We start from the raw sequence: 26,150 nt of genomic DNA on the forward strand, positions 1-26,150 counted from the left end.
CGGTTTTCATGCCGCATGGCCAAATAAAAGCGGCGCGCACCGAAGTGCGCGCCGCGGAAAATTTGCGTCGAGACGCTGGAGCGGTTTGTCAGCCCGCAGCAGCCAACGCGCGCTGCGCCATCACTTTGACGAGGTTGGCCCGGTACTCCGACGTGCCGTGGATATCGGACAGAAGTCCGCTCGCCGGAATGCTGACGCTGTCGATCGCCGAAGGCGACCAGCTCGCCTTCAGCGCGGCTTCGATGGCGCCAACCCGCATCACGCCGCTCTGCGACGCCCCGGTCGCGGCAACGCGGATCTCGCCGGACTTCGTCTGGGCAACGAACACGCCGGTGAGCGCAAAGCGCGAGGCGGGATGTGGGAATTTTGCGTAGCCCGCTTTCGCCGGAATCGGGAACGAGACGGCGGTGATGATCTCGCCGTCCTCGAGCGCCGTCGAGAACAGGCCCTTGAAGTAGTCGTCCGCGGCAATCGAGCGCTTGTTGGTCTTGATCGTCGCGCCCAGAGCCAGCGTCGCGGCCGGATAGTCCGCGGCGGGGTCGTTGTTGGCCAGCGAGCCGCCGATCGTGCCGCGGTAGCGCACGGCGGGATCGCCGATCAGCGAGGCCAGATAGGCGAGCGCAGGGATCGCCTTCTTCGCGGCGTCGCTGGTGGCGACATCGTAATGCGGCGTGGCGGCCTTGATGGTCAGCGTGTCGCCGGAGGCCTCGACTCCGATCATGTCCTTGATCTTGCCAAGGTCGATCACATCAGAGGGACCGGCGAGGCGCTGTTTCATCACCGGAAGCAGCGTCTGCCCGCCGGCGAGGAATTTCGCCTCGCTGCTCTTGGCAAACAGGCTGGCGGCTTCGTCGACCGAGGAAGCGCGATGATAGGTGGTCTGGTACATCTTCTGTCCTCCCTTAAGCCGCGTGGATCGTGCGCCACACCCGGTCAGGAGTTGCGGGCATTTCCAGGTTGTTCTTGCCGATCGCATCCGTGATCGCGTTGATCACGGCCGCCGATGCGCCGATCGCGCCGGCCTCACCGCAACCCTTGATGCCGAGCGGATTGCCCGGGCACAGCGTCGTGGTGTGGGACAGGTTGAACGACGGCACGTCGTCGGCGCGCGGCATGGCGTAGTCCATGAACGAGGCCGTGACCGGCTGACCGTTGGCATCGTACATCGCATGCTCTAGCAATGCCTGCCCGATGCCCTGCACGAGGCCGCCATGGACCTGGCCCTCGACGATCATCGGGTTGATCAGCCGGCCGAAATCGTCGGCCGCGACGAAGTTGACGAAGGAGGTCTTGCCGGTGCCGGGATCGACCTCGAGCTCGCAGATATAGGCGCCGGCCGGGAAGGTGAAGTTGGTCGGGTCGTAGAAGGCGCTCTCCTTCAGGCCCGGCTCCATCCCCTCAGGCAAATTGTGCGCAGTGTAGGCGGCGAGCGCGACCATCGGCAGGGCGATGGCCTTGTCGGTGCCGGTCACCTTGAACTCGCCGTTCTCGATGACGATGTCGGCTTCCGAGGCCTCCAGCGCATGCGCGGCGATCTTCTTGGCCTTGGACTCGACCTTCTCCATCGCCTTCAGGATCGCGGTGAGACCGACGGCCGCCGAGCGCGAGCCATAGGTGCCCATGCCGAACTGCACCTTGTCGGTGTCGCCATGGACGATCGAGACCTGGCTGATCGGAACGCCCAGACGCTCCGCGACCAGCTGGCAGAAGGTGGTCTCGTGCCCCTGGCCGTGGCTGTGCGACCCCGTGAGGATCTCGATGGTGCCGACCGGGTTGACCCGCACCTCGGCCGATTCCCACAGGCCCACGCCGGCACCCAGGCTGCCGACCGCCTTCGACGGCGCGATGCCGCAGGCCTCGATGTAGCAGGACACGCCGATGCCGCGCAGCTTGCCGTCGGCCTTCGCCTTGGCCTTGCGTGCGGGGAAGCCGGCATAGTCGATCGCCTTCATCGCGGCATCGAGCGAGGCGTTGAAGTCGCCGGTGTCGTAGGCCATGATCACGGGCGTCTGGTGCGGGAACTGGGTGATGAAGTTGGTCCGCCGCAACTGGGCCGGATCGACATTCAGCTGCCGCGCCGCCGTCTCCATCAGACGCTCGATCAGATAGCTCGCCTCGGGACGGCCCGCGCCGCGATAGGCGTCGACCGGCGTGGTGTTGGTGTAGACCCCGATCACCTCGGCATGGATCGCCGGGATGTTGTACTGGCCCGACAGCAGCGTCGCGTAGAGATAGGTCGGCACCGAGGACGAAAACAGCGACATGTAGGCGCCGAAATTGGCGTAGGTCTTCACCTTCAGGCCGATGATCTTGTTGTTGGCGTCGAACGCCATCTCGGCGTGGGTGATGTGGTCGCGGCCGTGCGCGTCGGTGAGGAAGGCCTCGGTGCGGTCGCCGGTCCACTTGACGGGACGGCCGACCTTCTTCGAGGCCCACAGCGCCACCATTTCCTCGGGATAGATGAAGATCTTGGAGCCGAAGCCGCCGCCGACGTCGGGCGCGATCACGCGCAGCTTGTGCTCGGGGGCGATGTTGTAGAACGCCGACAGCACGAGGCGGGCGACGTGCGGGTTCTGCGACGTCGTATAGAGAGTGAAGTGCTCTTCGGCGGTGTCGTAATCGGCGATCGCCGCGCGCGGCTCCATCGCATTCGGCGCGAGGCGGTTGTTGGTGACGTCGAGCTTCACCACATTGGCGGCTTTCGAGAAGGCGGCATTCACCGCGCCCTCGTCGCCGATCACCCAGTCATAGACCTGGTTGCCGGGCGCCTCGGGATGAAGTTGCGGCGCGCCGGGCTTGATGGCGGCGTGCATGTCGGCGACCGCGGGAAGCTCCTCGTAATCGACCACGACGGCTTCCGCCGCGTCGCGCGCGAGATTCTTGCTGTCGGCGATCACGACCGCGACCGCCTGTCCGACGAAGCGCACCGTCTCCGGCGCCATCGCCGGCCACGCGCCCATCTTCATCGGGCTGCCGTCCTTGGAGGTGATGGCCCAGCCGCAGATGAGATTACCGACCTTGTCGTCGACGATCTGCTGTCCCGTGAGCACTGCGACCACGCCCGGCATCTTCAGCGCCGCGGACGAATCGATCTTCTTCACCTTGGCGTGCGCGTGGGGGCTGCGGATGAAATAGGCATGGGTCATGCCCGTCAGTTTGATGTCGTCGACGTAACGGCCCTTGCCGGTAATGAAACGCTTGTCTTCCTTGCGCACCACGCGTGCGCCGATCCCTTCAACACCCATGTCTGGTCCTCCCGACCGGAAATTTCCTTGACCGCGCTGTCCATCGACAGCTGCGACGGTGGTTCTTGTTTCGAGGCGCGCCGCTTACTCGGCCGCCTGCGAGACCTTCATGCGGCCGGCTGCATCCAGCACGGCCTTGACGATGTTGTGGTAGCCAGTGCAGCGGCAGATGTTGCCTTCGAGCTCGTGGCGGACGGTGGCCTCGTCGAGCTGTCCGCCATAGCGCTGCACGATGTCGATCGCCGACATGATCATGCCCGGGGTGCAATAGCCGCACTGCAGGCCGTGATTGTCGCGGAAGGCGGCCTGCATCGGGTGCAACTCATCGCCCTTGGCGATGCCCTCGATGGTGGTGACGGTGGCGCCGTCGGCCTGGCCCGCCAACATGGTGCAGGATTTCACCGCGCGGCCGTCCATGTGCACGACGCAGGCGCCGCACTGGCTGGTGTCGCAGCCGACATGGGTTCCGGTCAGGTTGAGGTGATCGCGCAGCAGATGGACCAGCAGCGTGCGGTCCTCGACATCGACAGCAACGGCCTTGCCATTCACTGTCAGTTTGACTGTAGACACGTGTGTACCTCCCGAATGCTTGTAGTTATTCTAATTAGAGACAGCGCGAACGAAACTTTGCAACTGGGTTTTTGCTGACCGCGGTCATGGAAGGGTCATCGTGACGACGGTGTCGCAGATGTGCTAATCGGCCACGATGTCTCGTGCCGCCGCCGTCACGTGCCGCGGCGTTGCGGGAGACACGCGGAAAGTCGCCGCTGCATCTGCGATCGCGTGCCCGGCTGCCACCATGATAGGCGCGTGACCTGGTCGCGCGTGCCGTGGGCCGCTTGCCCCTGGATTTGGGTCCGGTCGTGCGTCCTTCCTCCCTCGGATGCCTTGCTCGTTGCGCGAATAGGAGCATGCGCCCCCGCCTTTGTAATCGCGATCTTGGTAGTAGGACGAGACGGCTTAAGCCATTGATTTTGCTTATGGCGATGCAGCGAAATCATGCCCGGGCGAGGCCGGCGGGCAAGCCGCGTCGGCCACAGGCGCCTAGTACTTCCTGGCGATTGAACGCGGACGCGCGTCCTCCTAGTGGAGCCGTACAAGCAACGGCAACAAGGGTGGAAGCGATGCAGATGAACGACAGTCAGCGGATCCCGGCGTCGAAGGCCAATGTGTGGGCTGCGCTCAACGATCCCGAAATTCTCAGGCGCTGCATTCCCGGCTGCCAATCGCTCGAGATGGCATCGCCGACCGAGATGACGGCGACGGTGGTGCTGAAGGTCGGTCCGGTGAAGGCGACGTTCAGCGGCAAGGTGACGCTGACCGATATCGATGCGCCCAACGGCTACCGCATCGTCGGCGAAGGCGCCGGCGGCGTCGCCGGCTTTGCCAAGGGCGGCGCGAAGGTCAGGCTGGAAGAAGAAGCGCCCGACGTCACCATCCTGCACTACGAGGCCGATGCGCAGATCGGCGGCAAGCTCGCACAGCTCGGCTCGCGATTGATCGACTCGACGTCGCGAAAGCTCGCCGCGAACTTCTTCGAAAGTTTTGCCGGCGTGGTAGCGCCATCATCATGATCGATGCGCACCATCGCTGCGCGCTACGCGATGCGCGCGAGCGGATTGCGGAGCGACATTGCTAAGCCGACGAAGTAGCAGGACGAGCCAAGGTCGCGCCACAAACTCCCCCGTCGTCCCGGACAAGCGCACCCTTAGGCGCGCGTAGATCCGGGACCCATAGCCACAGGCAGACGTGGTTACGGGGACTCGGAGTTATCAGCCTGCGCCAAACTGAGTCCAGCGCTCACTCTGGACAACGCTACGCGTTGCCAAGAGCTCGCTTGTCCGGGACGACGACCGAGAGTGAGGCGACGTCGTCGGTCCCGACACGCGCTTGGGTGCATTTCGATCTGCAAACCAAGGCAAAGACGCGAGGCGCGACAACGGGATGAGCGGCGAAAGCCGCCAATGATTTGCACTACTACCTTCCGCCTATACTAAGCGCGAAACGGCGATGCTGTAATTTCGAACGATGGCTCGCAGGCGAACTGCCCATCACGAGCGCAACGCGCGCAGACGCCCAACGAGGCGTGCACAACAACACCGCGGAGGGATACATGACCTTTGGAACGAAGGGCTTCTTGGCCGGCATCTCCATGATTGCGATGCTTGCCGCCGTTACACCGGGCGTTCGCGCCAACGACTCCCTGCTCAAGGCGCAATCCGATTCGAATCAATGGGCCGTTGCCGGCCACGACTACGGCAACACGCGCTTCAGTCCGCTCAAGCAGATCAACACCGAGAACGCCGGCAAGCTGACGCTCGCTTATTCCTTCTCGCTGGCGTCGCTGCGTTCGAACGAATCCTCGCCGATCGTCGTCGGCAACACGCTCTACGTTTCGAGCTCGTGGGGCCCGAAATACGTCTATGCGCTCGATGCAGCGACCGGCGCGCGGAAATGGACCTGGGAGCCCGACATTCCCGAGGACGTGCTGCAATACGCCTGCTGCGACGTGAACAGCCGCGGAGTCTCCTATGCTGACGGCAAGATCTTCGTCGGCCGCCTCGACGGCAAGCTGACCGCGCTCGATGCCGCGACCGGCAAGTCGCTGTGGACGGCGAAGGTGGTCGACTACAAGCAGGGCTCGGTCATCACCTCGCCGCCGCTCGTCGTGCGCGACAAGGTCATCACCGGCTTCGGCGGCGGCGAATACGGCGTGCGCGGCGCGCTGCTGGCCTTCGACATCAACACCGGCAAGCAGGTGTGGCAGACCTACACCGTTCCTTCGCCGGACGAGCCCGGCGGCGATTCCTGGAAGGGCGACTCCGCCCAGCATGGCGGCGGCGCGGCCTGGCTGGTCGGCTCCTACGATCCGAAGAGCGACACGGTCTATTGGGGCACCAGCAATCCAGCCCCGTGGAACACGGCGGTGCGTTCGACCGGGGACGGCAATTTCGGCAAGCTGACCAACCTCTACACGGCTTCGACGCTCGCGCTCGATCCCAACACCGGCAAGATCAAGTGGCACATCCAGACCACGCCGGCCGACGCCTGGGATTATGACGGCGTCAACGAAGCCGTGCTCGCGGATCTCAAGATCGGCGGCAGCACCGTTCCGGCCCTGATGAAGGCGGACCGCAACGGCTTCTTCTTCGTCGCCAATCGTGAGACCGGCAAGGTGTTGTCGGCGGAGAAATACGTGTTCTCCAACTGGGCCAAGAAGTGGGACGTCGCCACGATGCGCGCGGTCGAGGATCCCGACAAGCGTCCCGGGCCGAATCATCCGGCCAAGGACATCTGCCCGAACCTGATCGGCGGCAAGAACTGGCAGCCGATGTCGTTCAACCCGCAGACCGGCCTCGTCTATATCCCGTCCAACAACGTCTGCATGGACTGGTCGGTCAGCGATGTCGCCTACAAGCGCGGCGTGTTCTATCTCGGCGCCGAATTCCCGACCAAGGAAGGCCCCGGCGGCTTCCTCGGCGAGCTCGTGGCCTGGGATCCTGTCGCGCAGAAGAAGGTCTGGTCGATCAAGGAAGACCTGCCCTTCAACGGCGGCACGCTGACCACGGGCGGTGGCCTGGTGTTTGCCGGCAACATCCATGGCGACTTCCGTGCCATCGATGCGAAGTCCGGCAAGGTGCTGTGGAGCAAGAATCTCGGCTCCGGCATCGGCGCAGGTCCGGTGACCTATCAGGTCGACGGCAAGCAATATGTCGCGATCGTCGTCGGCCGCACCGCTGCGCTGCCTGCGTTCCTGGGCGAGGTAGGAAAGAAGATGACGGCCGCAGCCCCCGAGGGCGGTTCGCTCTTCGTGTTCTTCGTCCAGTGACAACTCGCGCGCGTATCCTCGAGGTGACGGGATACGCGCGCGCTTTCTCCAGACTTTAGCTGCGGCATCGAGTTGTGCCTGGTGCCGCCGCGCCTGGCTCAACAAGCTCCGGCGCAACTAGGCCAAGGGAAATGCCAGGCGAAACGCCAAGGAAAACGCAAAGGGAGACGAGGATGCGTCCGAATCATTCCGGCACCGGTGCGAGCCGACATCGCGCCATCGCAGGCCTGCTCGCGTGTGCCGCCGCGGCGCTGATCGTTCCGGCCTGGTCGCTGCAGGCCGAGGAAGCCCAGCCGTTCCGTCTCTGCGCCGATCCGACCAACCTGCCATTCTCGAGCGACAGTTCGTCGAAGCCCGGCTTCTATGTCGAGATCGGACAGGCCCTGGCGCAGGCGCTCGGCCGGCCGATCGCCTATGATTGGTACAAATCCTATTTCGGCAAGCGCACCGTGCGCGTCACGCTGCTCGGCAAGCAATGCGACGCCATGATCGGGCTGCCGCGGTCCGAGGATTTCATGGGCCCGGCCGTCATCTTCTCCGAGGCCTTTGCGAAGGAAGGCTATGCCCTCGTGGCTGCCAAGGGCGCGGCGGTCGGCGGCATCGACGGCCTCAAGGGCAAGCGTGTCGCCGTGCAGTTCGCCAGCACGCCGCAAAACCTGCTCGCGAGCCGCGACGACATCCAGAAGGTGACGGTGCTGTCGCCCGAGGAGGGCATGCAGGCGCTCGACCAGGGCAGGGCCGACGTCGCCTTCATCTGGGGACCGGTCGCCGGCTGGCTGAACAAGACCAGCTACGACGGCCGCTATCAGATCGAGCTCACCGAAGGCGAAGGCCTGTCATGGGATGCGGCCATCGGCTTTGCCAAGACCTCGACCGAGTTGCGCGATCGCGTCAATGCCGTGTTACCGCAGCTTCAGGGCACGATCGGCGAGCTCGCCGTGAAATACGGTTTGCCGAGCGGCGCGCCGGTCCGCTTCGGTGCGGTGCCGGCGGCGGTGACGACGGGCACGGGAAGCGGAGCCGGCGTCGCACAGGTCGCCAATGTCGTGGCGACCGAGACCAAGGGCGATGCGGTCGCGCCGGGCACCGAGGCCGTCGGCGCGGGCAAGGAGATCTTCAACGGAACCTGCGCGCACTGCCACGGTCCCGATGCGATCCAGAGCGAGCGGAAGATCGATCTGCGGTTGCTGCGTCACCGCTACGGCGACGAGATGCGCGAGAAGTACTGGACCACCGTGCACGAGGGGCGGCCGACCAAGGGCATGCCGGCCTGGAAGGAGGTCTATACCGATGACCAGTTCGACAGCATCTATTCCTTCCTGCTGACGGTCCAGACCGAATCGAACGACTGAACGGTCTTGACCGAAGCCGATCGGGAGGATGTGGTAGCGTCCATCCGGCACCATCCCGGTGCCGGGCGGATGCCGGATGGTTCCGCCTCTTTCGCTGCGGCGGCGGATGCCTATACGGTGCAGCATTCGGCGGTGCAGTCCTGTGAAGGCGCCATGACCAGCTTCCTGATCGTCGACGATCATCCGCTGTTTCGCGAGGCGCTCGGCAATGCGGTGCGGCTGGCCTTGCCGGAGGCGCGGATCTTCGAGGCGGTGTCAATCGAGGATGCCCTTCATATCCTGACGGCCGAGCAGGGCGAGGGCATCGACCTCGCGCTGCTCGACCTTTCGCTGCCCGATGCCACCGGATTCTCCGGCTTTCTGCGCTTGCGCGAGGCCTATCCGCGGCTGCCTGTCGCCATCGTGTCGAGCGAGGAGGATCAGCGCGTCGTCCGCGAGGCGCTGGAGCTGGGAGCCGCCGGCTATCTGCCAAAGTCGTTGTCGAAGCGCGAGCTGGCGCAATCGATCGAGGGCGTGCTGAATGGATCGGTGTCGGTGCCGAAGGATTTCGTCGCAACGCCGCAGCGGCGGCGGGCCGAGGCCAGCAAGGCGCTCGAGGTCAAGCTGCGCGAGCTCACGCCGCAGCAGCTTCGCGTGCTCGAGCTGCTGCGGCGCGGCTATCCGAACCGGCAGATCGGCCAGGAGCTCCAGCTCGCCGAATCCACGGTGAAGGCGCATATCACCGAAATTCTGCGCAAGCTCGGCCTGTTCAGCCGCAACAAGGCGATCATCGAGATCGGCAAGGTGGACCTGCCGGATCCCAAGGCCCGGCCTTATGCGCGGGCCGACCGCGGGCGGCCGCAATGACGCGCAATGTCCTGCTTGATCTGGATCAACCCGGTCTGGTCCGGCTGGGACATTCTCGTTTCGACGTCGAACCCGTCGATCATCTGGCCGATCAACCAGGAATGGCTCACGCGTGATGCGATTTCTGATCGTCGAAGACCATCCGTTGTTTCGCGAAGCTCTCGAGGGCGCGCTCCAGATGGTGGCGCCGGCCGCCGAGATCCTTCAGGCGACCTCGATCGACGGTGCGCTCGAGCAGGCCGCGGCGGCTGCCGAGCTCGACCTCATCCTGCTCGATCTGTCAATGCCGGGCACCACAGGCCTTTCGGGCATCATCCGCATCCGCAAGGCCTTTCCCAGGATTCCCGTCGTCATCGTGTCCGGGCATCAGGATCCGCAGATCATGACCGGCGCCCTGTCGCTCGGCGTCTCCGGCTACATCCTCAAATCGTCCTCGAAGCAGGATCTGGCGCAGTCGATCGGCGAGGTGCTGCGCGGCGCGGTCTGTGTTCCTGCCGCCTATCGCGGGCTGGTCCGCCCGCAACGCGCCGCCGGCCCTGCGCAGGATCTCCTGAAACGCCTGAACGAGCTGACCCCGCAGCAATTGCGCGTGCTCGAAATGCTCAAGCGCGGCCTGCAGAACAAGCAGATCGCCTTCGAGCTGAATATCTCCGAGACCACGGTGAAGGTCCACGTCTCCGACATCCTGCGCAAGCTCAACGTGCTCAGCCGCACCAAGGCCATCGTCGAAATGTCCCGGATCGATTTCGCGACGCTGGCCGCCGAGGGGGCCGGCCCGAAGCGGGAGCGTTCGCAGGCAGAACCCCCCTCGGGATAGCCTGGCATCAGTCATCGGAACGAGGCGCGAACCTCATCGACTCCGCCGGCCTCGATGAAAGACCGTAGCCCGGCCAATCGAAGGCATGGATTTCGTAGTCATCGGCGAGGGCCGCGCCGATATCCTTCCAGGCATACAGGGTCTCTGGAAAGCCGTGCAGAAAGAGAACGATCCCATTCGGTCTCGCGCTGCGCAGAACCATCCTTCTGAGCGTGATATCTTCGCTGATCTCGAAGAAACCGATCGGGTTGTCGTTGATCCGGTGCGACATGGTCGGTGTCCTTTCATCCCGTTACGAGATCGGCGTGCGGGTCGAGGTGATCTGGGGGCCAGGGAGGCCCCGGTGGCGAAGAGTTCGGGCGGCTCAGGACTTTTTCGTCGCTCGCCGCCGTCACTTCACCAATGCGAGCAGCGGCTTGCCTTTTTCGACGATATAGGTGGCGAGTTCGCTGCCGGTGACGCTGCCGACGTTCCTTGCCGCATGAACCATTCCGGCCGGAATGAACAGGACGTCGCCGGCCTTCAGCGTGATCGGCGGCTTATCCTCGATCTGGTACTCGAGCGAACCCTCGAGGACATAGATGATCTCTTCGCCGGGATGCCTGTGCTTGCCGAAGGCCACTCCCGGGGCGAGGTCGACGCGTACCTGGACGGCTTCGCGTCCGGGCGCAGAGAGATCGTGGCGCTGCAGATCGGTGCGCGTCACGCCTGCCTGCTGAGCCTGCGCCGCGCCGGAAGCCAGAAGGCTTCCGACGACAAGCGCCGCAATCGCCAGGATCTTCCTCTTCACTTGATGCTCGCTCATTTCGTGCTCCCTTGGGCAGAATGTTCAGATCGATTTTCGCAGCGACCGGAAGCCTGTGCGGATCTCTTCCGAAAAAAGTTTCGGTTGTTCCCAGGCTGCAAAGTGCCCGCCCTGGTCGACCTTGTTGTAGTGAATGAGCTTGTGATAGGCGCGCTCGGTCCAACTGCGCGGAGCCTGGTAGATTTCGCCTGGAAAGACGCTCACGGCAGCGGGAATCGAGATGTCGACCGCGTTCAGTGCGCTCATTCCCTTGTTTTCCCAGTAGAAGCGGGCAGCCGAGATCGCGGTGTTCGTCAGCCAGTAGAGTGTGATGTCGTCGAGGACGTCGTCGCGCGTGACGTCGCCTGCGGAGTGCCCATTGATGGTGCGTCCGAGCACGGCCGAAGTGATCGCCGCTGCCGGCTGCGCATCACCGTCACCGTGGTCGAGAATCCAGGCGGCGAGGCCGACCGGCGAATCCGCCAAGCCATAGAGCGTCTGCGGCCGCGTCGCCATCATTGCGGCGTAGGCAAAATGCTGGGCGCGAAAATCCTTCACCTGGTCGAAGGCGCGTTGCTCGTCGGCTGAGAGACCGGGTGGCATCTCACCGCTCTGCAACGCCTTGGTGATCTCCGGTGGAATCGTGCCGGGGAAGTTGGTGTGGATTCCCAGCAGTTCCCACGGCGCCTGTTTGGCCATCGCATTGGAAATGAGAGCACCGATGTCCCCGCCTTGCGCGACAAAGCGCGTGTAGCCGAGGCGCTTCATCAGCTCGACCCAGGCGCGCGCGACGCGGGCGGGGCCCCAGCCGCTGGTGGTCGGTTTGCCCGAAAACCCGTAGCCGGGAACGGACGGGATCACGACATGGAAAGCGTCCGATGCGCTCGCGCCGTATGCCGTGGGATTGGTGAGGGGATCGATGATCTTCAACTGCTCGATGATCGAGCCCGGCCATCCATGCGTGACGATGAGCGGCAGCGCATCTTCGTGCTTCGAGCGAACGTGGATGAAGTGAATGTCCAGCCCATCGATCTCGGTGATGAACTGCGGCAGGGCGTTCAGCCTTGCCTCGATCTTGCGCCAGTCGTAATCCGTCCCCCAGTAGCGCGCGAGGTCCCGAAGGATCGCAAGCTGTACGCCCTGCGACTCGTCGGCGACGGTCTCCTGTTCCGGCCACCTCGTCGCGTTTATGCGGCTCCGCAGATCGATCAGAGCGTCTTCCGGAATATTGATCCGAAAAGGCCGGATTTCGTCGCTTGTGGCCGCCGTCGCCGGGGGTGTGGAAAGAACACTTGAGGCCGCCGCCGCGGCAATTCCCATCGCGGCGGTAAGGATGAGCTGGCGTCGGTCCGTGTTGATGAGTTCGGAAACTGGTTGCGCACGCATTGGGACTCTCCCTCGCTCGTTCAATTGGGTCACGTTGCAGCCGCGGCTCAAGCCGGCAGCGGCTGGCCGGCCTGCTCGCGGGCGATGTAGTCGGCGTACCAGTCCGGCCAGTTCGCATCGTACTGACCGCCGTTCCGCTTCTCGTGCTCACCGTGTGCCGCAGCCGCACGTCGGAGCGCGCTCGCGAGCTCGGAGGAAGAGGTGAATGTTGTGCCTGCTGCCTCTACGCGTCCCGGCAATCGCGTGGTGATCTCCTGGAACAGCCAGCCGTTGCCGTCGGGATCGTTGAACGAGACGTACGAGCGATAGCTGGCGCGCGCGGGATCCAGACCGGCAATCCGACGGCGCCCGAACAGATAAGGCTCGTCGGGTCCGGTGTGCACGTCGCCTTCAGCGTGGAAGACCTCGCTGACCTCGACACCGCGACCGCGCAGATCGTCTCGCGCGGCTTCAATGTCGGAGACGATCAGGTACAGACCCTTGGCGGAGCCGGGTGCTGCCGCGGTCACGTTCTTGCCGAAGATGACCGAGGAGGGGGAGCCGGGCGGTGTGAACTGGATGACGCGGTAGTCGTCAGGCCCCGCGAAATCGGCATCGAGCCTCCATCCGAGGTTCGCATAGAACTTCTTGGCGCGATCGACGTCGGAAACAGGGATGACGACGACCTCGAGCTTCATATCGATCGTTGGCGCTTGGGTGGTCTCGTTTGCATTGGGGGCAGACATTGCTCTCTCCTAAATTAGCTCGTTTACGATATATTCGTGTCCGCTGTATAAAGGACCGCAGAACCTCAATGTCAACCTTCCGATTTAATCGGGCGCGATATATATGCATGCGGAACTTCACATGTCCGTGTTGGAAAGGGTGCCCGAATGAGCCTGAAGAACGGTCCCAGTGCCGATTCCAGAGACGATTCAATGACCGATCAGAAACCGCAACCGGCCGAGGGCGACCGGCGCCTCGACGATTTCCTGTGCTTCGCGATCTATTCGGCCAACCTCGCCTACGGACGAGCCTACAAGCCGGGCCTCGATGAACTCGGCCTAACCTACCCGCAGTGGATCGCGATCGTGGCGCTGTGGGAGCAGGACGACCAAACCGTAAGCGAGCTCGGCGACAAGATGTTCCTGGAATCCAACACCCTGACGCCGATCCTCAAAAAACTCGAGGCGATGGGCTATTTGCGCCGCCAGCGCGATCCCGCCGACGAGCGGCAGGTGCGCATCAGTCTCACCGACGCCGGCCGACGCCTCCGCGAGAAAGGCATGCACATGAATCTCGTGAAGTCGAGCGGACTCAAGCCGGATGAGTTCGCGCGGCTGCAGAAAAGCGTCGTCAGGCTCCGCGACAATTTAATCAAGGCGATGGAGGAGGAGTGACAGGCCCTGCCTACTTTGCATGGGGTTGTTTTCGACATTTTTGTCTTGGCTAGGCCCGCTAGCCCCGCCGCAAGCGGGACGAGGCGAAGATCATCCGCGCTTCAGCTCAACAGGAACGACAGCAGCGCCCGCATCTCGGCGGGCTTGATCGGCTTCTTCAGCACTTCGAGGCCCTGGAGGCTCGCCTGCTTGGCCGCCTGCTCGGAATAGTCTGCGGTGATGATCATGGCGGGCGTGTCGAGCTTCAAATGCTCCCGCACGTCGGTGATGGCCGACAGGCCGCTCTCGCCGTGATCGAGATGGAGGTCGGCGATCACGACATCGGGCGCGCCGCCGAGCTCGTTGAGGCGCACGAGCGCGTCCGCGCCCGATCGCGTGGTCGCGACGTCGCAGCCCCATCCCTCCAGCAGCGCGGCCATCGCCTCCGAGCCGTTCGGATCGTTCTCGATCAGCAGGATCTTGGCGCCTTCGAGCCCGCTGTAATCGTAGTGACGCGCGGCGGGCTCGACCTCCTGCGCCTCGTCGGCGACCTCAGCGAGGTCGGCCGGCTGCAGCTCCAGGGTGAAGGTCGATCCCCTGCCGAGCTGCGACGACAGCCGCACCTCGTGCCCGAGCTCGCTGGCGAAGCGACGGACGATGGAGAGGCCGAGCCCGAAGCCGGCCTGGTCGGCCGCGGTGGCGTCGCCGCGCTGGAATTCGCGGAAGATCGCCTCCTGCTGCGCCTGTGCGATGCCGGGGCCGGTGTCGGAGACCTGGACGCAGATCTGGCCGCCGCGCGGCCGGCATCCCATCACGACGCCGCCGCTGCGGGTGTAGCGAATGGCATTGGCGAGCAGGTTCTGGAGGATCCGCCGCAACATCATCGCATCCGACATCACCGCCCGCTTTGAGGTGCGGATACGCAAGGACAGGCCTTGCCGCGCGGTGACCGGCTCGAATTCGTTGCGGAGCTGCTCGAACAGGGGCGCCAGCGCGATCGCGCGGACGTCGGGCTTGAGTGCGCCGGCGTCGAGCTTGGCGATCTCCAGCAGCGAGCGCAGCAGGTCCTCCAGCATCACCAGCGAGCGGTTGGCCTGGTCGATCAGCACGCCCGCTTCCTGCGATTCCATCATCTCCGTCAGCGCGGAGAGGGTCAGGCGCGCCGCGTTGAGCGGCTGCAACAGATCGTGGGTGACCGAGATCAGCACCGAGGATTTCAGCGAGCTTGCCGCCTCCGCCTGCTGCTTGGCGCGGTAGAGACCCTCATTGGCGCGCTCGACAGAATGCAGCGCCTCGCGCAATTGGTGCGTCCGGTCGCGAACCTTGTGGTCGAGCGCGATGGCGGTTTCGAACAATGAAAAGGCGTTGAGCTGCTGGTCCATCGAGCGCTCGACGCGCGACATCAGCGCGGCATTGATCTTCCTCAGCTTGGCGGCCTCGCGCCTGAGCTGGTCGACCGCATCGGGGCCCTGCCACATGTCCGTCACGACGGGCGCCTTCCGATCGCAACCCCCGTGAAGGTCTGGTTCACATGCATGGAGCCGAACTGCTCGCCGTAGGTGTGAAAGCCGACAACGCGGTTCTGCCGGTACAGTTCGGACATGTCGCGGGCGAGCTGATGCTGCTCGGCATCGAGCCGGCGGAGCAGGCACTCGAAGCCGATATAGAGCGAGACGTCTCCGATCTGGTCGCGGATGTCGGCGAACGTCTCGCGGGCCGCGCCGACCAGGCTTCGCGACGTCGCCGCCGTCAGCACCATGCCCTCGTCGATGGCGCAGAAGAAGTGCAGCGAGCCGTCCGGCTCGACGCGCTGGATCGACCGCGCGTAATAGGCGCCGCCGACGCGGACCAGGACCGGATGCGAGGCGAAGGAGAACGGATCGAGCTTGGCATCCAGGATGCCGACCACGCGCGAATATTCCTGCGCGGCAGGCTCTGCGTTCAGCTCCCGGACCGTGCGGTTTTCGATGTCGGCCTCGGTCACCACCATCTTCTGCGCCTGCGGCTCGAAATTGTCGCATTTGAAGACGCGGAACGGCAACGAGGTGTTGAGCAGGATCAGCAGGGCGGCATTGCTGTGTGCCTTGCCGTCGCAGAACACGAACGTCTTCTCGAAGCGCAACCCGTCGCCCGCCGACCCGCCGACGACCGGAATATCGTCCAGCGAGGCATAGATCGCGGACATCACCGCTTCTTCGCGGCGGCACAGGCCGTCGATCAAGACCAGGCCGAAGGGGCTGCCGCGCTCGACCTGCGGCGTGGCCCGCAACAGCTCGTGCCGGAGCTCGCCGCCGATCCTGCGGCCGTCCTCGACGCGGAAGCTGTCGAGGTTGAAGATGGGCCTCACTACCGCGGAGAAGTCGGTGCGGCTGAACGCTAGCGCCACGACGCTGTTCTCGTCCCAGCCATCGGGGGCAAGCTCGCCCGCGGTAGTGCAGCCGCAGACCTGGGTGTCGTCGAATTGCCGGCTGATCTCGGCGATGAAATGATGCGGGTCGTAGCTGGGGGAGAGGAACACCAGGATCAGCGCCAGCCCGTCGGAAGGAAGCTGGGCCGCCAGCTCGGCCACGGCGTCATCGACGCTCGCGGCCTTCGACTTGGCCACGGCAACGCCAGACGCACCGCCAAACCGGAAATCGGTTTGCCCCACTCCGTTTCTCCCTCGAGGCTCGGTCTAACGCCAAGTCCCTGACAAGTGCCTGATAAGTATTCGAGAGTAAGGCGTTTTCCGGGTAGCCGCAACACGGCACAAGCTGCCCCGCAATCCCGGACGGATTTACCACCCCTTGACGATTCTGCCCTAATTTTGCGCACGGTTCGGAAAGGGCTGCTTCCGGCCGCAGAATGCTGCAAGAACATGAGCTGGGGGTTGGGAATGTCTGGGCGTACCGCGTCGCCGTCGAAGCATGCACTATTTCTGACCCTCAGGTTCCGCGCAAAAATCATCCTCGGCTTCGCCGCCGTGCTGGTGATCTCCGCCGGCAGCATGGCCTTCTCCTATTTCGGCTTCGAGCGGGTCGCCTCCGGGGTCGGATCCTACCGCAGCAGCGTGTCGGAGGCCGATCTCGCCCGCAACATCGACCGCGAGCTGCTCGCCTATCGTTCGGCCGCCAAATATTTCGTCGTCACCGGCAAGGAGGACGACGCCAAGGCGGCGCTCGATACCGAGGCCAGCCTGAAGAATGCCATCGACCAGGCCGTCAAGGGCGCCAAGAAGCCGGCGCGGCAGGAAAGCCTTAACAAGCTCGCCAAGGAGTTCTCCAACTTCTCCGCGACCTTTGCCAAGGTGCTGCAGGCCAAGCGCGACAGCGCGCTGCTGGTGCAGAACCAGCTCCAGCGCCAAGCCAATCTCCTGAAATACAAGCTCGACGACATCGGCAACAATGCGTCCGATTCCGAGGCGCAGGCGATCGAGTTCGGCACCAAGCAGGTCAACGCCCAGTTCCAGACCGCGAGCGCTGCGGCCACCAATTTCGTCCTGACGTCCGACCAGGCGATCGCGACCAGCGCGCTGGCACGGCTCAAATTCGTCGAGAACTCGCTCGGTGCTGTCTATTCCATGGACGACAAGATCGTCGCTGGCCTGAAGGACGCCAAGACCATTCTCGGAGCCTATCGCGAGGCGCTGGAGAAGCTCATCGCCAACGCCAAGCTGGTCGATGACCTCGTCACCGAGATGAGCGGCTCGGCTGGCGCGATCCAGCAGGGGGCCACCGCCATGAAGGCGGACCTCGTCGCCGAGCAGCAGCGGCTGGATTTGGAGTCGGAGGCGACCATCGGGCAGACCGAGCAGCTGGTGCTGATGCTGGCCGTCGGCGGCACGCTGTTAGGCGCGGTCCTCGCCTTCCTGCTCGGCACCGGCATTTCGCGGCCGATGATCGCGATGTGCAAGGCGATGCGCGAGCTCGCCTCCGGCAATTTCGACGTCGTCCTGCCCGGCTTGGGGCGCAAGGACGAGATCGGCGAGATGGCCGGTGCCGTCGAGGAGTTCAAGATCCAGGCTGTTGCAAAGGCCGAGCGCGACGCCGCCGCGAGCGAAGTGCAGAACCGCGAGCAGGCCGCAAGCCGCCGCGCCGAGCTGATCCGCTTTGCCGACGATTTCGAGAGCGCGGTCGGCGCCATCGTCTCCAACGTCTCGGCTTCCGCCGTGCAGCTGGAATCGGCGGCCTCCACGCTGACCCGCACCGCCGAGACCACACAGAGCCTGTCGAGCCAGGTCGCCGGCGTCTCCGAGCAGGCCTCCTCCAACATGCAGTCGGTCGCGACCGCGACCGAAGAGCTGTCGGCCTCGGTCGAGGAGATCGGCCGTCAGGTGCGCGATTCCAGTCGCATCGCAGAGGCTGCCGTCATGCAGGCCAAGGAGACCGACGGCCGCATCGGCAAGCTGTCGCACGCCGCCCAGCAGATCGGCGAGGTGGTCAAGCTGATCACCGCGATTGCCGAGCAGACCAATTTGCTCGCGCTCAACGCCACCATCGAGGCCGCCCGCGCCGGCGAGGCCGGCCGCGGCTTTGCGGTGGTTGCGAGCGAGGTGAAGTCGCTGGCGAGCCAGACCGCGAAGGCGACCGACGAGATCTCCTCGCACATCGCAGGGATGCAAGGAGCGACCGCCGAATCGGTCGCCGCGATCAAGGAGATCGGCGCGACCATCGGCCAGATCTCGTCGATCTCGACCTCGATTGCGAGCGCGGTGGAGCAGCAGGGCGCCGCCACCCAGGAGATCGCCCGCAGCGTCCAGACCGTCGCGCAGGGCACCCAGACCGCGGCCACCGACATCGGCCAGGTCAACCGCGGTGCCGCCGAGACCGGCTCGGCCTCGGAAGAGGTGCTGAACTCGGCCAAGACGCTGTCGAGCGAAAGCACCCGTCTCCGCGCCGAGCTCGACCGCTTCATGGCGAATATCAGGGCGGCCTAGGTAGCCGCGCGTTAACAAATCCCCGCGTCGCCTAACCGCCAGTTGCGGCGCCACAAATTTACCGCAGCTTATCCTTTGCCCCGTAACGTGCAGACGAGTCGGGAAGCGGGCTGCTTCCGGGCTGCGCCTGGTTTTCCGCGAATGGAATGGGGTGGGGGAATGTCGGTCAAGTCCAAGTCGAGCCAATCCAAGTCGAGCCAATCGAAGTCGAGCCAATCGAGGCTGCCAACGTTGCGTTTTCGCGCAAAAATCATCCTCGGCTTCGTGGCGGTGCTCGCCATTCTCGCCGTCAGCATGGCCTTCGCCTATTTCGGCTTCGAGCGGATCGCAGGCGCCGTGGCATCCTACCGCACCAGCGTAGCGGAAGCCGACCAGGCGCGGACGGTCGATCGCGAGCTGATCGCCTATCAGGGGCTGGCACGGGCCTATACCCTGACCGGCGCCGTGGATGACGAGACCGCAGCCAAGGCCGCTGAAGGGAATCTGAAGAACGCGATCGCCAAGTCGATGGCTGCGACGACGGGCGCGGCCCGCCGTGAGCAGGTCGGCAAGCTCGAGGCCGAATTCCAGAGCTTTACGAAAGTCTTCAGCGAGATCATCGGGCTGACGCGCGAGAACAGCAAGATCGCGGCCGACGAGCTCAACAGTGTCGGCAACAAGATCCGTTTCAAATTCGACGATCTCGCCGACACCGCGGCGCTGGCGGGCCTCGCCTCGGTGCAGACCACGGCCAAGGACATCACCTCGCAATATCTGGCGGTCTCCACCTCGGTCAGCGCCTTCGTCGCCAAGCCGGAGCCGAAGACCGCTGACGGCGTGATCGCCCGCATCAAGTTCCTCGAGACGCTGCTGGTCTCCGTCTACGCGAACGACCAGAAGATCACGGATCGCGTCAAGGAGATCGGCGATCTCCTGAAGCAGTACCGTGCCTCGTTCGCAAAGCTGACCGAGAACGTGAAGGTCGTCGTCAAGCTGAACGGCGAGATGACGAAGACGGCGGCAACCATCCTCAAGCTCTCGGCGGAGCTGCGTTCGGATCTGACCGCCGACCAGCAACGCATCGAGGCGAGCGCCAATGCGACGATCGGAGAGACCGAGCAGCTGATGCTGATGATGGCGCTGGGCGGGCTGGCGGTCGGCGTCGTGCTGGCCTTGTGGCTCGGCACCGGCATTTCGCGGCCGATGATCGCGATGTGTAAGGCGATGCGCGAGCTCGCCTCCGGCAATTTCGACGTCGTCCTGCCCGGCTTGGGGCGCAAGGACGAGATCGGCGAGATGGCCGGTGCCGTCGAGGAGTTCAAGATCCAGGCTGTTGCAAAGGCCGAGCGCGACGCCGCCGCGAGCGAAGTGCAGAACCGCGAGCAGGCCGCAAGCCGCCGCGCCGAGCTGATCCGCTTTGCCGACGATTTCGAGAGCGCGGTCGGCGCCATCGTCTCCAACGTCTCGGCTTCCGCCGTGCAGCTGGAATCGGCGGCCTCCACGCTGACCCGCACCGCCGAGACCACACAGAGCCTGTCGAGCCAGGTCGCCGGCGTCTCCGAGCAGGCCTCCTCCAACATGCAGTCGGTCGCGACCGCGACCGAAGAGCTGTCGGCCTCGGTCGAGGAGATCGGCCGTCAGGTGCGCGATTCCAGTCGCATCGCAGAGGCTGCCGTCATGCAGGCCAAGGAGACCGACGGCCGCATCGGCAAGCTGTCGCACGCCGCCCAGCAGATCGGCGAGGTGGTCAAGCTGATCACCGCGATTGCCGAGCAGACCAATTTGCTCGCGCTCAACGCCACCATCGAGGCCGCCCGCGCCGGCGAGGCCGGCCGCGGCTTTGCGGTGGTTGCGAGCGAGGTGAAGTCGCTGGCGAGCCAGACCGCGAAGGCGACCGACGAGATCTCCTCGCACATCGCAGGGATGCAAGGAGCGACCGCCGAATCGGTCGCCGCGATCAAGGAGATCGGCGCGACCATCGGCCAGATCTCGTCGATCTCGACCTCGATTGCGAGCGCGGTGGAGCAGCAGGGCGCCGCCACCCAGGAGATCGCCCGCAGCGTCCAGACCGTCGCGCAGGGCACCCAGACCGCGGCCACCGACATCGGCCAGGTCAACCGCGGTGCCGCCGAGACCGGCTCGGCCTCGGAAGAGGTGCTGAACTCGGCCAAGACGCTGTCGAGCGAAAGCACCCGTCTCCGCGCCGAGCTCGACCGCTTCATGGCGAATATCAGGGCGGCGTAAACTCACTGCTGTCGCACCGTCCTCCGCCGTCGTCCCGGATCGGCGCGCGCTCGTGGCGCGCTTGTCCGGGACCCCATACTCCCAGGGAGCAGTTGGGACGGACGGTGGCAACTCCGAGCCTTCGCCAAACCCAATCCTGTGGCTATGGATCCCGGATCGGCGCGCGCTTTGGCGCGCTTGCCCGGGATGACGGCGGAGATGGGCGCGCAGCTTGAATCTCAATCCCTTCCGAACGCCCGCTTCAGCTCGACCTTGGCGCGCTCCAGTCGCGTGCGCTGCGTCCTCGGCAGCGTCTTGCCGGCGCGGTTGATGTAGAAGGTCAGCATCGACAGTGCAGAGCGGTAGGCGCTGGTCTTGCGTCGGGAGCTGTGCTCGGCCGAGCGCTTCAGCGAGGCCGCAATCTTCTTCGCGCTCGTCAGCTTGAACACCCCTTGCTGGAGGTCGAGCGCATCGCTCTCCTCCGTCACGCGCTGCGACCAGCGCCTTGCGCCGCGTTTGGTGCTCTTGCGCGCGGCCCCGCTACGCCGGATGCTTGCCTTGCGAGCCGTCTTGCGCGGGCCGCTGTTTCGAGAATGTGTCGTCTTTCTGACCTGAGCCATGCGCCAACTCCTTGCGGCTCCAGCGGAAACGAGCGGTGCCCCCGAGCGTTCCGCGGGAACCCGACCTCATCGCGAACGTTGTCGCAGGTGGCAGGCAGAATGCCGCACCCCGATGATCGGATCGACCCCGTCCACGTCGTGTGAACCGGGGCCGCTTCCATTGATCAGACGCAACAACCCGATGGAATTGCAGCAAAGCCCAGTGCTGAACTATGCACCCGTAGCCACGGCGGCGGCCGCGACCGACCGCATCGTCGAGACCAGCATTCCGTCGCGGCTCGATGCGCTGCCGTGGAGCGGCTTTCACACGCGCGTCGTGCTCGCGCTGGGCATCACCTGGATTCTCGACGGCCTCGAGGTGACGCTTGCGGGTGCGCTCTCCGGGGCGCTGAAGCAGAGCCCGTCGTTGCATTTCTCCAATCTCGATCTCGGCATCGCCAACTCAGCCTATCTCGCGGGCGCCGTGCTCGGTGCGCTCGGCTTCGGCTGGCTGACCGATCGTATCGGCCGCAAGAAGCTGTTCTTCATCACGCTCGCGCTCTATCTTTCGGCAACGGCCGCAACCGCGCTGTCGTGGGGCGTCGCAAGCTACGCGCTGTTCCGCTTCCTCACCGGTGCCGGCATCGGCGGCGAGTACACCGCGATCAACTCGACGATCCAGGAACTGGTGCCCGCGCGCTATCGCGGCTGGACCGATCTCGTGATCAACGGCAGCTTCTGGATCGGGGCTGCGATGGGCGCGGTTGCCGCCATCGTGCTGCTCGATCCCGCAATGATCGAGCCCGATCTCGGCTGGCGCCTGGCGTATCTGATTGGCGCGGCTATCGGCCTCGTCGTGCTCTTGATGCGGATGTGGATTCCGGAAAGTCCGCGCTGGCTGATGATCCATGGCCGTCCCGACGAGGCCCATGCCATCGTCGGCGGCATCGAGCGGTCGGTGATCGGGTACGACCAGGACACGAGCGACGGCCGCTTCACCAAGATCCGCCTGAAGATGCGCGATCACACGCCGATCACCGAGGTCGTCCACACCTTGTTCTCGGCCTATCGCCAGCGTGCGCTGGTCGGCCTTGCGCTGATGAGCGCGCAGGCGTTCTTCTACAACGCCATCTTCTTCACCTTCGCGCTGGTGCTGACCGATTTCTACGGCATCAGCGCCGATCACGTCGGCTGGTACCTCTTGCCCTTCGCGGCCGGCAATTTCCTCGGGCCGCTGCTGCTCGGCCGCCTGTTCGATACGCTCGGCCGCCGCACCATGATCATGTTCACCTATGGCGCATCGGGCGTGTTGCTGGCGCTGTCGGGCTATCTGTTCTCGATCGGCGTGCTGAGCGCACAGGGGCAGACCATCGCCTGGATGGTGATCTTCTTCTTTGCTTCGCCCGCCGCGAGCGCGGCCTATCTCACCGTCAGCGAGAATTTCCCGCTCGAAGTGCGCGCACTGGCGATCGCGGTGTTCTATGCGGTCGGCACCGGCATCGGCGGCGTGATCGGGCCGGCGCTGTTCGGCGCGCTGATCGACACGGGATCACGCACCAGCGTGTTCGCCGGCTATCTGCTGGGGGCCGTCCTGATGATCGCGGCTGCGATCGTGGCGTGGCGCTATGCCGTCGCCGCCGAGCGCAAATCGCTCGAACACATCGCGCGGCCGCTCGCCTTTATGGAGTAGACTGATGAAATCGGAACTTGCGGAAATGGCGTTGGACCAGAAGCTCACCATACCTGATGACGACGAGACGCCGGAAACGGTGCCGGTGCCGCAAGCGCTGGTGCCGCATCTCGATGAAATCGCCATTCTGCTCGACATCGACGGCACGCTGCTCGAGCTGATGCCGACGCCGCGCGAGGTGTGGGTGCCGCCGGGCCTGTCGGAAACGCTGAAGCATCTGACCGAGCGCACCTCGGGGGCGCTGGCGCTGGTCAGCGGCCGCTCGCTCAACGACATCGACCTGATCTTCGCGCCCGACGTGTTCCGCGCCGTCGCCGGCCATGGCGCGGAGATGCGGCTGGCGGTGGACAGTGAAGCGGATGCCCTGCACGCGCCGCCGCTCGACAAGGAGCTGAAGCGGCGCCTCGCCGCCATTGCCAAGCTCAGCCCCGGCATCCTGCTCGAGGACAAGGGCTATTCGCTCGCGCTGCATTACCGCCTGGCCCCGCATGCGGAGAAGGCGATCTACGAAGCCGTCTCGCTGATCCGCGCCGATTTGCCCAATGCGCCGATCGAGGTGCTGCCCGGCAAGTTCGTCTGCGAGATCAAGCATTCCGGATTCACCAAGGCGAGCGGCGTGCGCGAGTTGATGAAGCGCGCGCCGTTCAAAGGGCGTCGTCCGCTGTTCATCGGTGACGACGTCACGGATGAGACCGTATTCGCGATCATGCCCGACATGGACGGGCTGGCGTTCTCGGTCGGCCGTCGCGCCATGGGTGTGAATGGCCACTTCGATGCGCCCGCGGACGTGCGTGCGTTCCTCGCGCACCTGCTCGACCCCAGGTGAAACCAAGGCAGCGCCATCTCGCAGACATAAAGGCTTTCATCGCAGCGCCATTGCGCACCGCGATGCATGCTGCGCAACCGGACCGGAAACGCTGTCTTTGCAGCGATATTGCCGGGTTCCGCAAGGAAAACCAGTTCCAACGCGCACGCCCGATTTTGGTTTCAATTGGTTGAAACGATGATCAGGAACCATATTGATGAACGGCAGTTAAATGGGGCGGAATGAACAGGAGGGGACGACCTGTGAACTTGATCGTCGTTTCAAATCGCGTCGCCCGCGGCAAACCCAACGAGCCCATGACGGGCGGCCTTGCGGCGGCATTGCTTCCCGTGGTGGAACATTCTGGTGCGATCTGGGTCGGTTCCTCCGGCCGGGTGCGTGATGGCCATCAGAAGGAACCGTTCGCCGAGATCGAGGCGCTCGGGACAGGCGCGATAGCGACGCTGGATCTGCCGGCGGCGCATTACGGCGGTTATTACGAAGGCTTCGCCAATTCGGCGCTGTGGCCGGCGCTGCACTCGCGCAGCGATCTGATTCGCGTCTCCCGCGAAGACTATGTCAGTTATCGCGAGGTCAACGCCTTCATGGCGCGCGCCTTGATGCGTTTCCGCAAAGCCCGGACTGCGTTCTGGGTGCAGGATTATCATTTCCTCGCGCTCGGCGCCGAGCTGCGCGAACTGGGTGTCGATGATCCCATCGGCTTTTTCCTGCATACGCCGTGGCCCGTCGCCGCGGTGATGCAGGGCGTGCCCAACCATCGCGAGCTGATCACGGCGATGCTGGCCTACGATCTGATCGGCTTCCAGACCGAGGAAGATCGACAGAACTTCCTCTCTTATGTCGGCGGCGAGCTCGGCCTCACCATAGAAGACGGCGTCGTGATCTCGCAGCACGGTCGCACGCGCTGCCAAGTGTTTCCGATCGGCATCGATGCGGAGAAGTTCGCCGCCTATGCCGCGAAGTCGGCCGCGCATCCGGACGTGTCGCGGCTGCGCCGCAGCCTCAACGGCGAGCGCCTAGCGATCGGCGTCGACCGGCTCGACTATTCCAAGGGTCTCGTCAACCGCATCAGCGCGTTCGACCGGCTCTGGACCGAGCAGCCGCAATTTGCGCGCAGCATCTCGCTGCTCCAGATCGCCAACCCCTCGCGCGGCGGCATCGAGGCCTATGGCAATCTCCAGAACGAGGTCGCGCGCCTCGTCACCGACGTCAACGGCCGCCACGGCGAGGTCGACTGGACGCCGATCCGCTATCTGAACAAAGGCTTCAGCCAGGCCGTGCTCGCCGGTCTCTACCGCACCGCGCAGATCGGCGTGGTGACGCCGCTGCACGACGGCATGAACCTCGTCGCCAAGGAATACGTCGCCGCGCAAAATCCCGCCGATCCCGGCGTGCTGGTGCTGTCGAAGTTCGCCGGCGCCGCCAACGAGCTCGACGCCGCGCTGCTGGTCAATCCGCACGATATCGACGGCATGGCCCGCGCGATCGCGATCGCCGCATCCATGCCGCTCACCGAGCGCAAGATGCGCTGGGACGCGATGATGAAGAAGCTGCGCGGCCACACCATCCAGCAATGGTCCGCCGATTTCGTCGCCGAGCTCGAGAAGTGCCGCACCGAGAAGGCCGCCGTGGCCCCGCTCGCAGCCCAGCCGCCGCAGGCGCTGCGCTGGCTGAAGTCGGCGATCTCGGGCGTGCGGTTGATCTGAGGTTCTCAGATTCCAACATTCGTCATGGCCGGGCTCGACCCGGCCATCCACGTCTTGCCACGCGGGTCTGAGAAAGTGGGTGCCCGGGACAAGCCCGGGCATGACGGCAAACAGCAAATTGCGCGCCCCTCAATAGCAATACGACACGCCGTCCAGGATCGCGCATTGCCGCTTGTTCGGCGCGTTCGGATCGTCCAGCGGCACCACGCCCTTGCCCTGGCCGACGAACACGCCGGGGCCGACATGGACCGAGCTCTTGTTGCCGATGATCACGCTCTGATGCGGCGTCGAGCTCGAGCGCGTGCCATCCGGCCAGAGGATGGCATCGCCCGAAAGCACCCCGCGCCGGCCGTCGTCGCAGCTGACGTCGACGCCCTGCCGGGTGCAGACCTGGGCCAGGGCCGGGGCGGCAAGGGCGGAGCCGAAGGTCGAAATCAGGCTCAAGGCGGCAATGGTCTTGCAGATGGTCACGGCATCCCCGGTGATGTCTGGTGGCTTGCCGTGAATCGTCGCCCCAGAGTCGCCCGAGGTTCAGTCGGCAGGCCGGTCCAGGCGCGTATTGAGCCGGATATTGTGCTGTAAATACAATAAGTTG

21 protein-coding genes and 1 pseudogene are annotated in these 26,150 nt (G+C 64.8%); 11 read left to right on the plus strand and 11 right to left on the minus strand.

Features of this window, described 5'->3' with window-relative positions; genetic code table 11:
* Positions 1-88: 88 nt before the first annotated feature.
* The 3 genes from N2604_RS02710 to N2604_RS02720 form a co-directional block, all read right to left on the minus strand.
* Entirely contained in the window at positions 89-889 is an 801-nt protein-coding gene (locus N2604_RS02710; RefSeq protein WP_260373668.1) for a xanthine dehydrogenase family protein subunit M, read from the minus strand.
* A gap of 13 nt (positions 890-902) precedes the next feature.
* Positions 903-3,245: a xanthine dehydrogenase family protein molybdopterin-binding subunit gene (locus N2604_RS02715; RefSeq protein ID WP_260373669.1), complete on the minus strand. Its 2,343-nt coding sequence runs from the start codon at positions 3,243-3,245 to the stop codon at positions 903-905.
* An 84-nt stretch (positions 3,246-3,329) separates the two neighbouring features.
* Positions 3,330-3,815, minus strand: coding sequence for a (2Fe-2S)-binding protein (locus tag N2604_RS02720; protein WP_260373670.1), 486 nt, complete (start codon positions 3,813-3,815; stop codon positions 3,330-3,332).
* 560 nt (positions 3,816-4,375) lie between these two features.
* On the opposite strand from N2604_RS02720, the gene N2604_RS02725 reads away from it, so the two are divergent.
* From N2604_RS02725 to N2604_RS02745, 5 genes are all read left to right on the plus strand, one after another.
* On the plus strand, positions 4,376-4,819 hold the full coding sequence (locus N2604_RS02725) for a carbon monoxide dehydrogenase subunit G (protein WP_260373671.1): 444 nt from the start codon (positions 4,376-4,378) through the stop codon (positions 4,817-4,819).
* Positions 4,820-5,358: 539 nt separating this feature from the next.
* The gene (locus N2604_RS02730; RefSeq protein WP_260373672.1) at positions 5,359-7,074 is read left to right on the plus strand and encodes a PQQ-dependent methanol/ethanol family dehydrogenase; all 1,716 of its coding nucleotides are present in this window, start codon (positions 5,359-5,361) and stop codon (positions 7,072-7,074) included.
* 173 nt (positions 7,075-7,247) lie between these two features.
* Complete coding sequence (locus N2604_RS02735; RefSeq protein ID WP_260373673.1) at positions 7,248-8,426, plus strand: c-type cytochrome; 1,179 nt, start codon at positions 7,248-7,250, stop codon at positions 8,424-8,426.
* A gap of 153 nt (positions 8,427-8,579) precedes the next feature.
* Positions 8,580-9,272, plus strand: a complete 693-nt coding sequence (locus N2604_RS02740) for a response regulator transcription factor (protein ID WP_260376416.1) — start codon at positions 8,580-8,582, stop codon at positions 9,270-9,272.
* Positions 9,273-9,387: 115 nt separating this feature from the next.
* The gene (locus N2604_RS02745) at positions 9,388-10,089 is read left to right on the plus strand and encodes a response regulator transcription factor (RefSeq protein WP_260376417.1); all 702 of its coding nucleotides are present in this window, start codon (positions 9,388-9,390) and stop codon (positions 10,087-10,089) included.
* 19 nt (positions 10,090-10,108) lie between these two features.
* Here the strand turns inward: N2604_RS02745 and N2604_RS02750 are convergent.
* The 4 genes and pseudogenes from N2604_RS02750 to N2604_RS02765 all read right to left on the minus strand — a co-directional run.
* Positions 10,109-10,360: pseudogene (locus tag N2604_RS02750) on the minus strand (alpha/beta fold hydrolase); the annotation flags it as partial.
* A gap of 120 nt (positions 10,361-10,480) precedes the next feature.
* Complete coding sequence (locus tag N2604_RS02755; protein WP_260373674.1) at positions 10,481-10,894, minus strand: cupin domain-containing protein; 414 nt, start codon at positions 10,892-10,894, stop codon at positions 10,481-10,483.
* A gap of 24 nt (positions 10,895-10,918) precedes the next feature.
* Positions 10,919-12,259, minus strand: a complete 1,341-nt coding sequence (locus N2604_RS02760) for an epoxide hydrolase family protein (RefSeq protein WP_260373675.1) — start codon at positions 12,257-12,259, stop codon at positions 10,919-10,921.
* A 47-nt stretch (positions 12,260-12,306) separates the two neighbouring features.
* A complete protein-coding gene (locus N2604_RS02765) occupies positions 12,307-12,984 on the minus strand; it encodes a VOC family protein (RefSeq protein ID WP_260373676.1) in 678 nt (225 codons plus the stop codon).
* 192 nt (positions 12,985-13,176) lie between these two features.
* Between N2604_RS02765 and N2604_RS02770 the strand changes: the two genes are divergently transcribed.
* Positions 13,177-13,638: a MarR family winged helix-turn-helix transcriptional regulator gene (locus tag N2604_RS02770; protein ID WP_260373677.1), complete on the plus strand. Its 462-nt coding sequence runs from the start codon at positions 13,177-13,179 to the stop codon at positions 13,636-13,638.
* 101 nt (positions 13,639-13,739) lie between these two features.
* On the opposite strand, the gene N2604_RS02775 is transcribed toward N2604_RS02770, so the two are convergent.
* Together N2604_RS02775 and N2604_RS02780 are read right to left on the minus strand one after the other, a co-directional pair.
* Positions 13,740-15,095: a hybrid sensor histidine kinase/response regulator gene (locus N2604_RS02775; RefSeq protein WP_260376418.1), complete on the minus strand. Its 1,356-nt coding sequence runs from the start codon at positions 15,093-15,095 to the stop codon at positions 13,740-13,742.
* Between the two features lie 5 nt (positions 15,096-15,100).
* Positions 15,101-16,267 (minus strand): FIST N-terminal domain-containing protein, encoded by a 1,167-nt coding sequence (locus N2604_RS02780; RefSeq protein ID WP_260373678.1) that lies wholly within the window; start codon positions 16,265-16,267, stop codon positions 15,101-15,103.
* A 225-nt stretch (positions 16,268-16,492) separates the two neighbouring features.
* Between N2604_RS02780 and N2604_RS02785 the strand changes: the two genes are divergently transcribed.
* Both N2604_RS02785 and N2604_RS02790 read left to right on the plus strand, forming a co-directional pair.
* On the plus strand, positions 16,493-18,532 hold the full coding sequence (locus tag N2604_RS02785; protein WP_260373679.1) for a methyl-accepting chemotaxis protein: 2,040 nt from the start codon (positions 16,493-16,495) through the stop codon (positions 18,530-18,532).
* 141 nt (positions 18,533-18,673) lie between these two features.
* A complete protein-coding gene (locus N2604_RS02790; RefSeq protein WP_409241672.1) occupies positions 18,674-20,755 on the plus strand; it encodes a methyl-accepting chemotaxis protein in 2,082 nt (693 codons plus the stop codon).
* A gap of 218 nt (positions 20,756-20,973) precedes the next feature.
* Here the strand turns inward: N2604_RS02790 and N2604_RS02795 are convergent, their stop codons facing one another.
* Entirely contained in the window at positions 20,974-21,354 is a 381-nt protein-coding gene (locus tag N2604_RS02795) for a DUF3175 domain-containing protein (RefSeq protein WP_260373681.1), read from the minus strand.
* Between the two features lie 181 nt (positions 21,355-21,535).
* On the opposite strand from N2604_RS02795, the gene N2604_RS02800 reads away from it, so the two are divergent.
* The 3 genes from N2604_RS02800 to N2604_RS02810 all read left to right on the plus strand — a co-directional run bounded on the left by N2604_RS02800 (position 21,536) and on the right by N2604_RS02810 (position 25,555).
* On the plus strand, positions 21,536-23,023 hold the full coding sequence (locus tag N2604_RS02800) for an MFS transporter (protein ID WP_260373682.1): 1,488 nt from the start codon (positions 21,536-21,538) through the stop codon (positions 23,021-23,023).
* Positions 23,024-23,027: 4 nt separating this feature from the next.
* On the plus strand, positions 23,028-23,849 hold the full coding sequence (otsB, locus tag N2604_RS02805) for a trehalose-phosphatase (RefSeq protein WP_260373683.1): 822 nt from the start codon (positions 23,028-23,030) through the stop codon (positions 23,847-23,849).
* A gap of 242 nt (positions 23,850-24,091) precedes the next feature.
* Entirely contained in the window at positions 24,092-25,555 is a 1,464-nt protein-coding gene (locus tag N2604_RS02810; RefSeq protein WP_260373684.1) for a trehalose-6-phosphate synthase, read from the plus strand.
* 129 nt (positions 25,556-25,684) lie between these two features.
* Here the strand turns inward: N2604_RS02810 and N2604_RS02815 are convergent, their stop codons facing one another.
* Entirely contained in the window at positions 25,685-26,026 is a 342-nt protein-coding gene (locus N2604_RS02815; RefSeq protein WP_260373685.1) for a hypothetical protein, read from the minus strand.
* Between the last annotated feature and the right edge of the window lie 124 nt (positions 26,027-26,150).

The sequence above is a fragment of the Bradyrhizobium sp. CB1015 genome, assembly GCF_025200925.1.
Classification (GTDB): Bacteria; Pseudomonadota; Alphaproteobacteria; order Rhizobiales; family Xanthobacteraceae; genus Bradyrhizobium.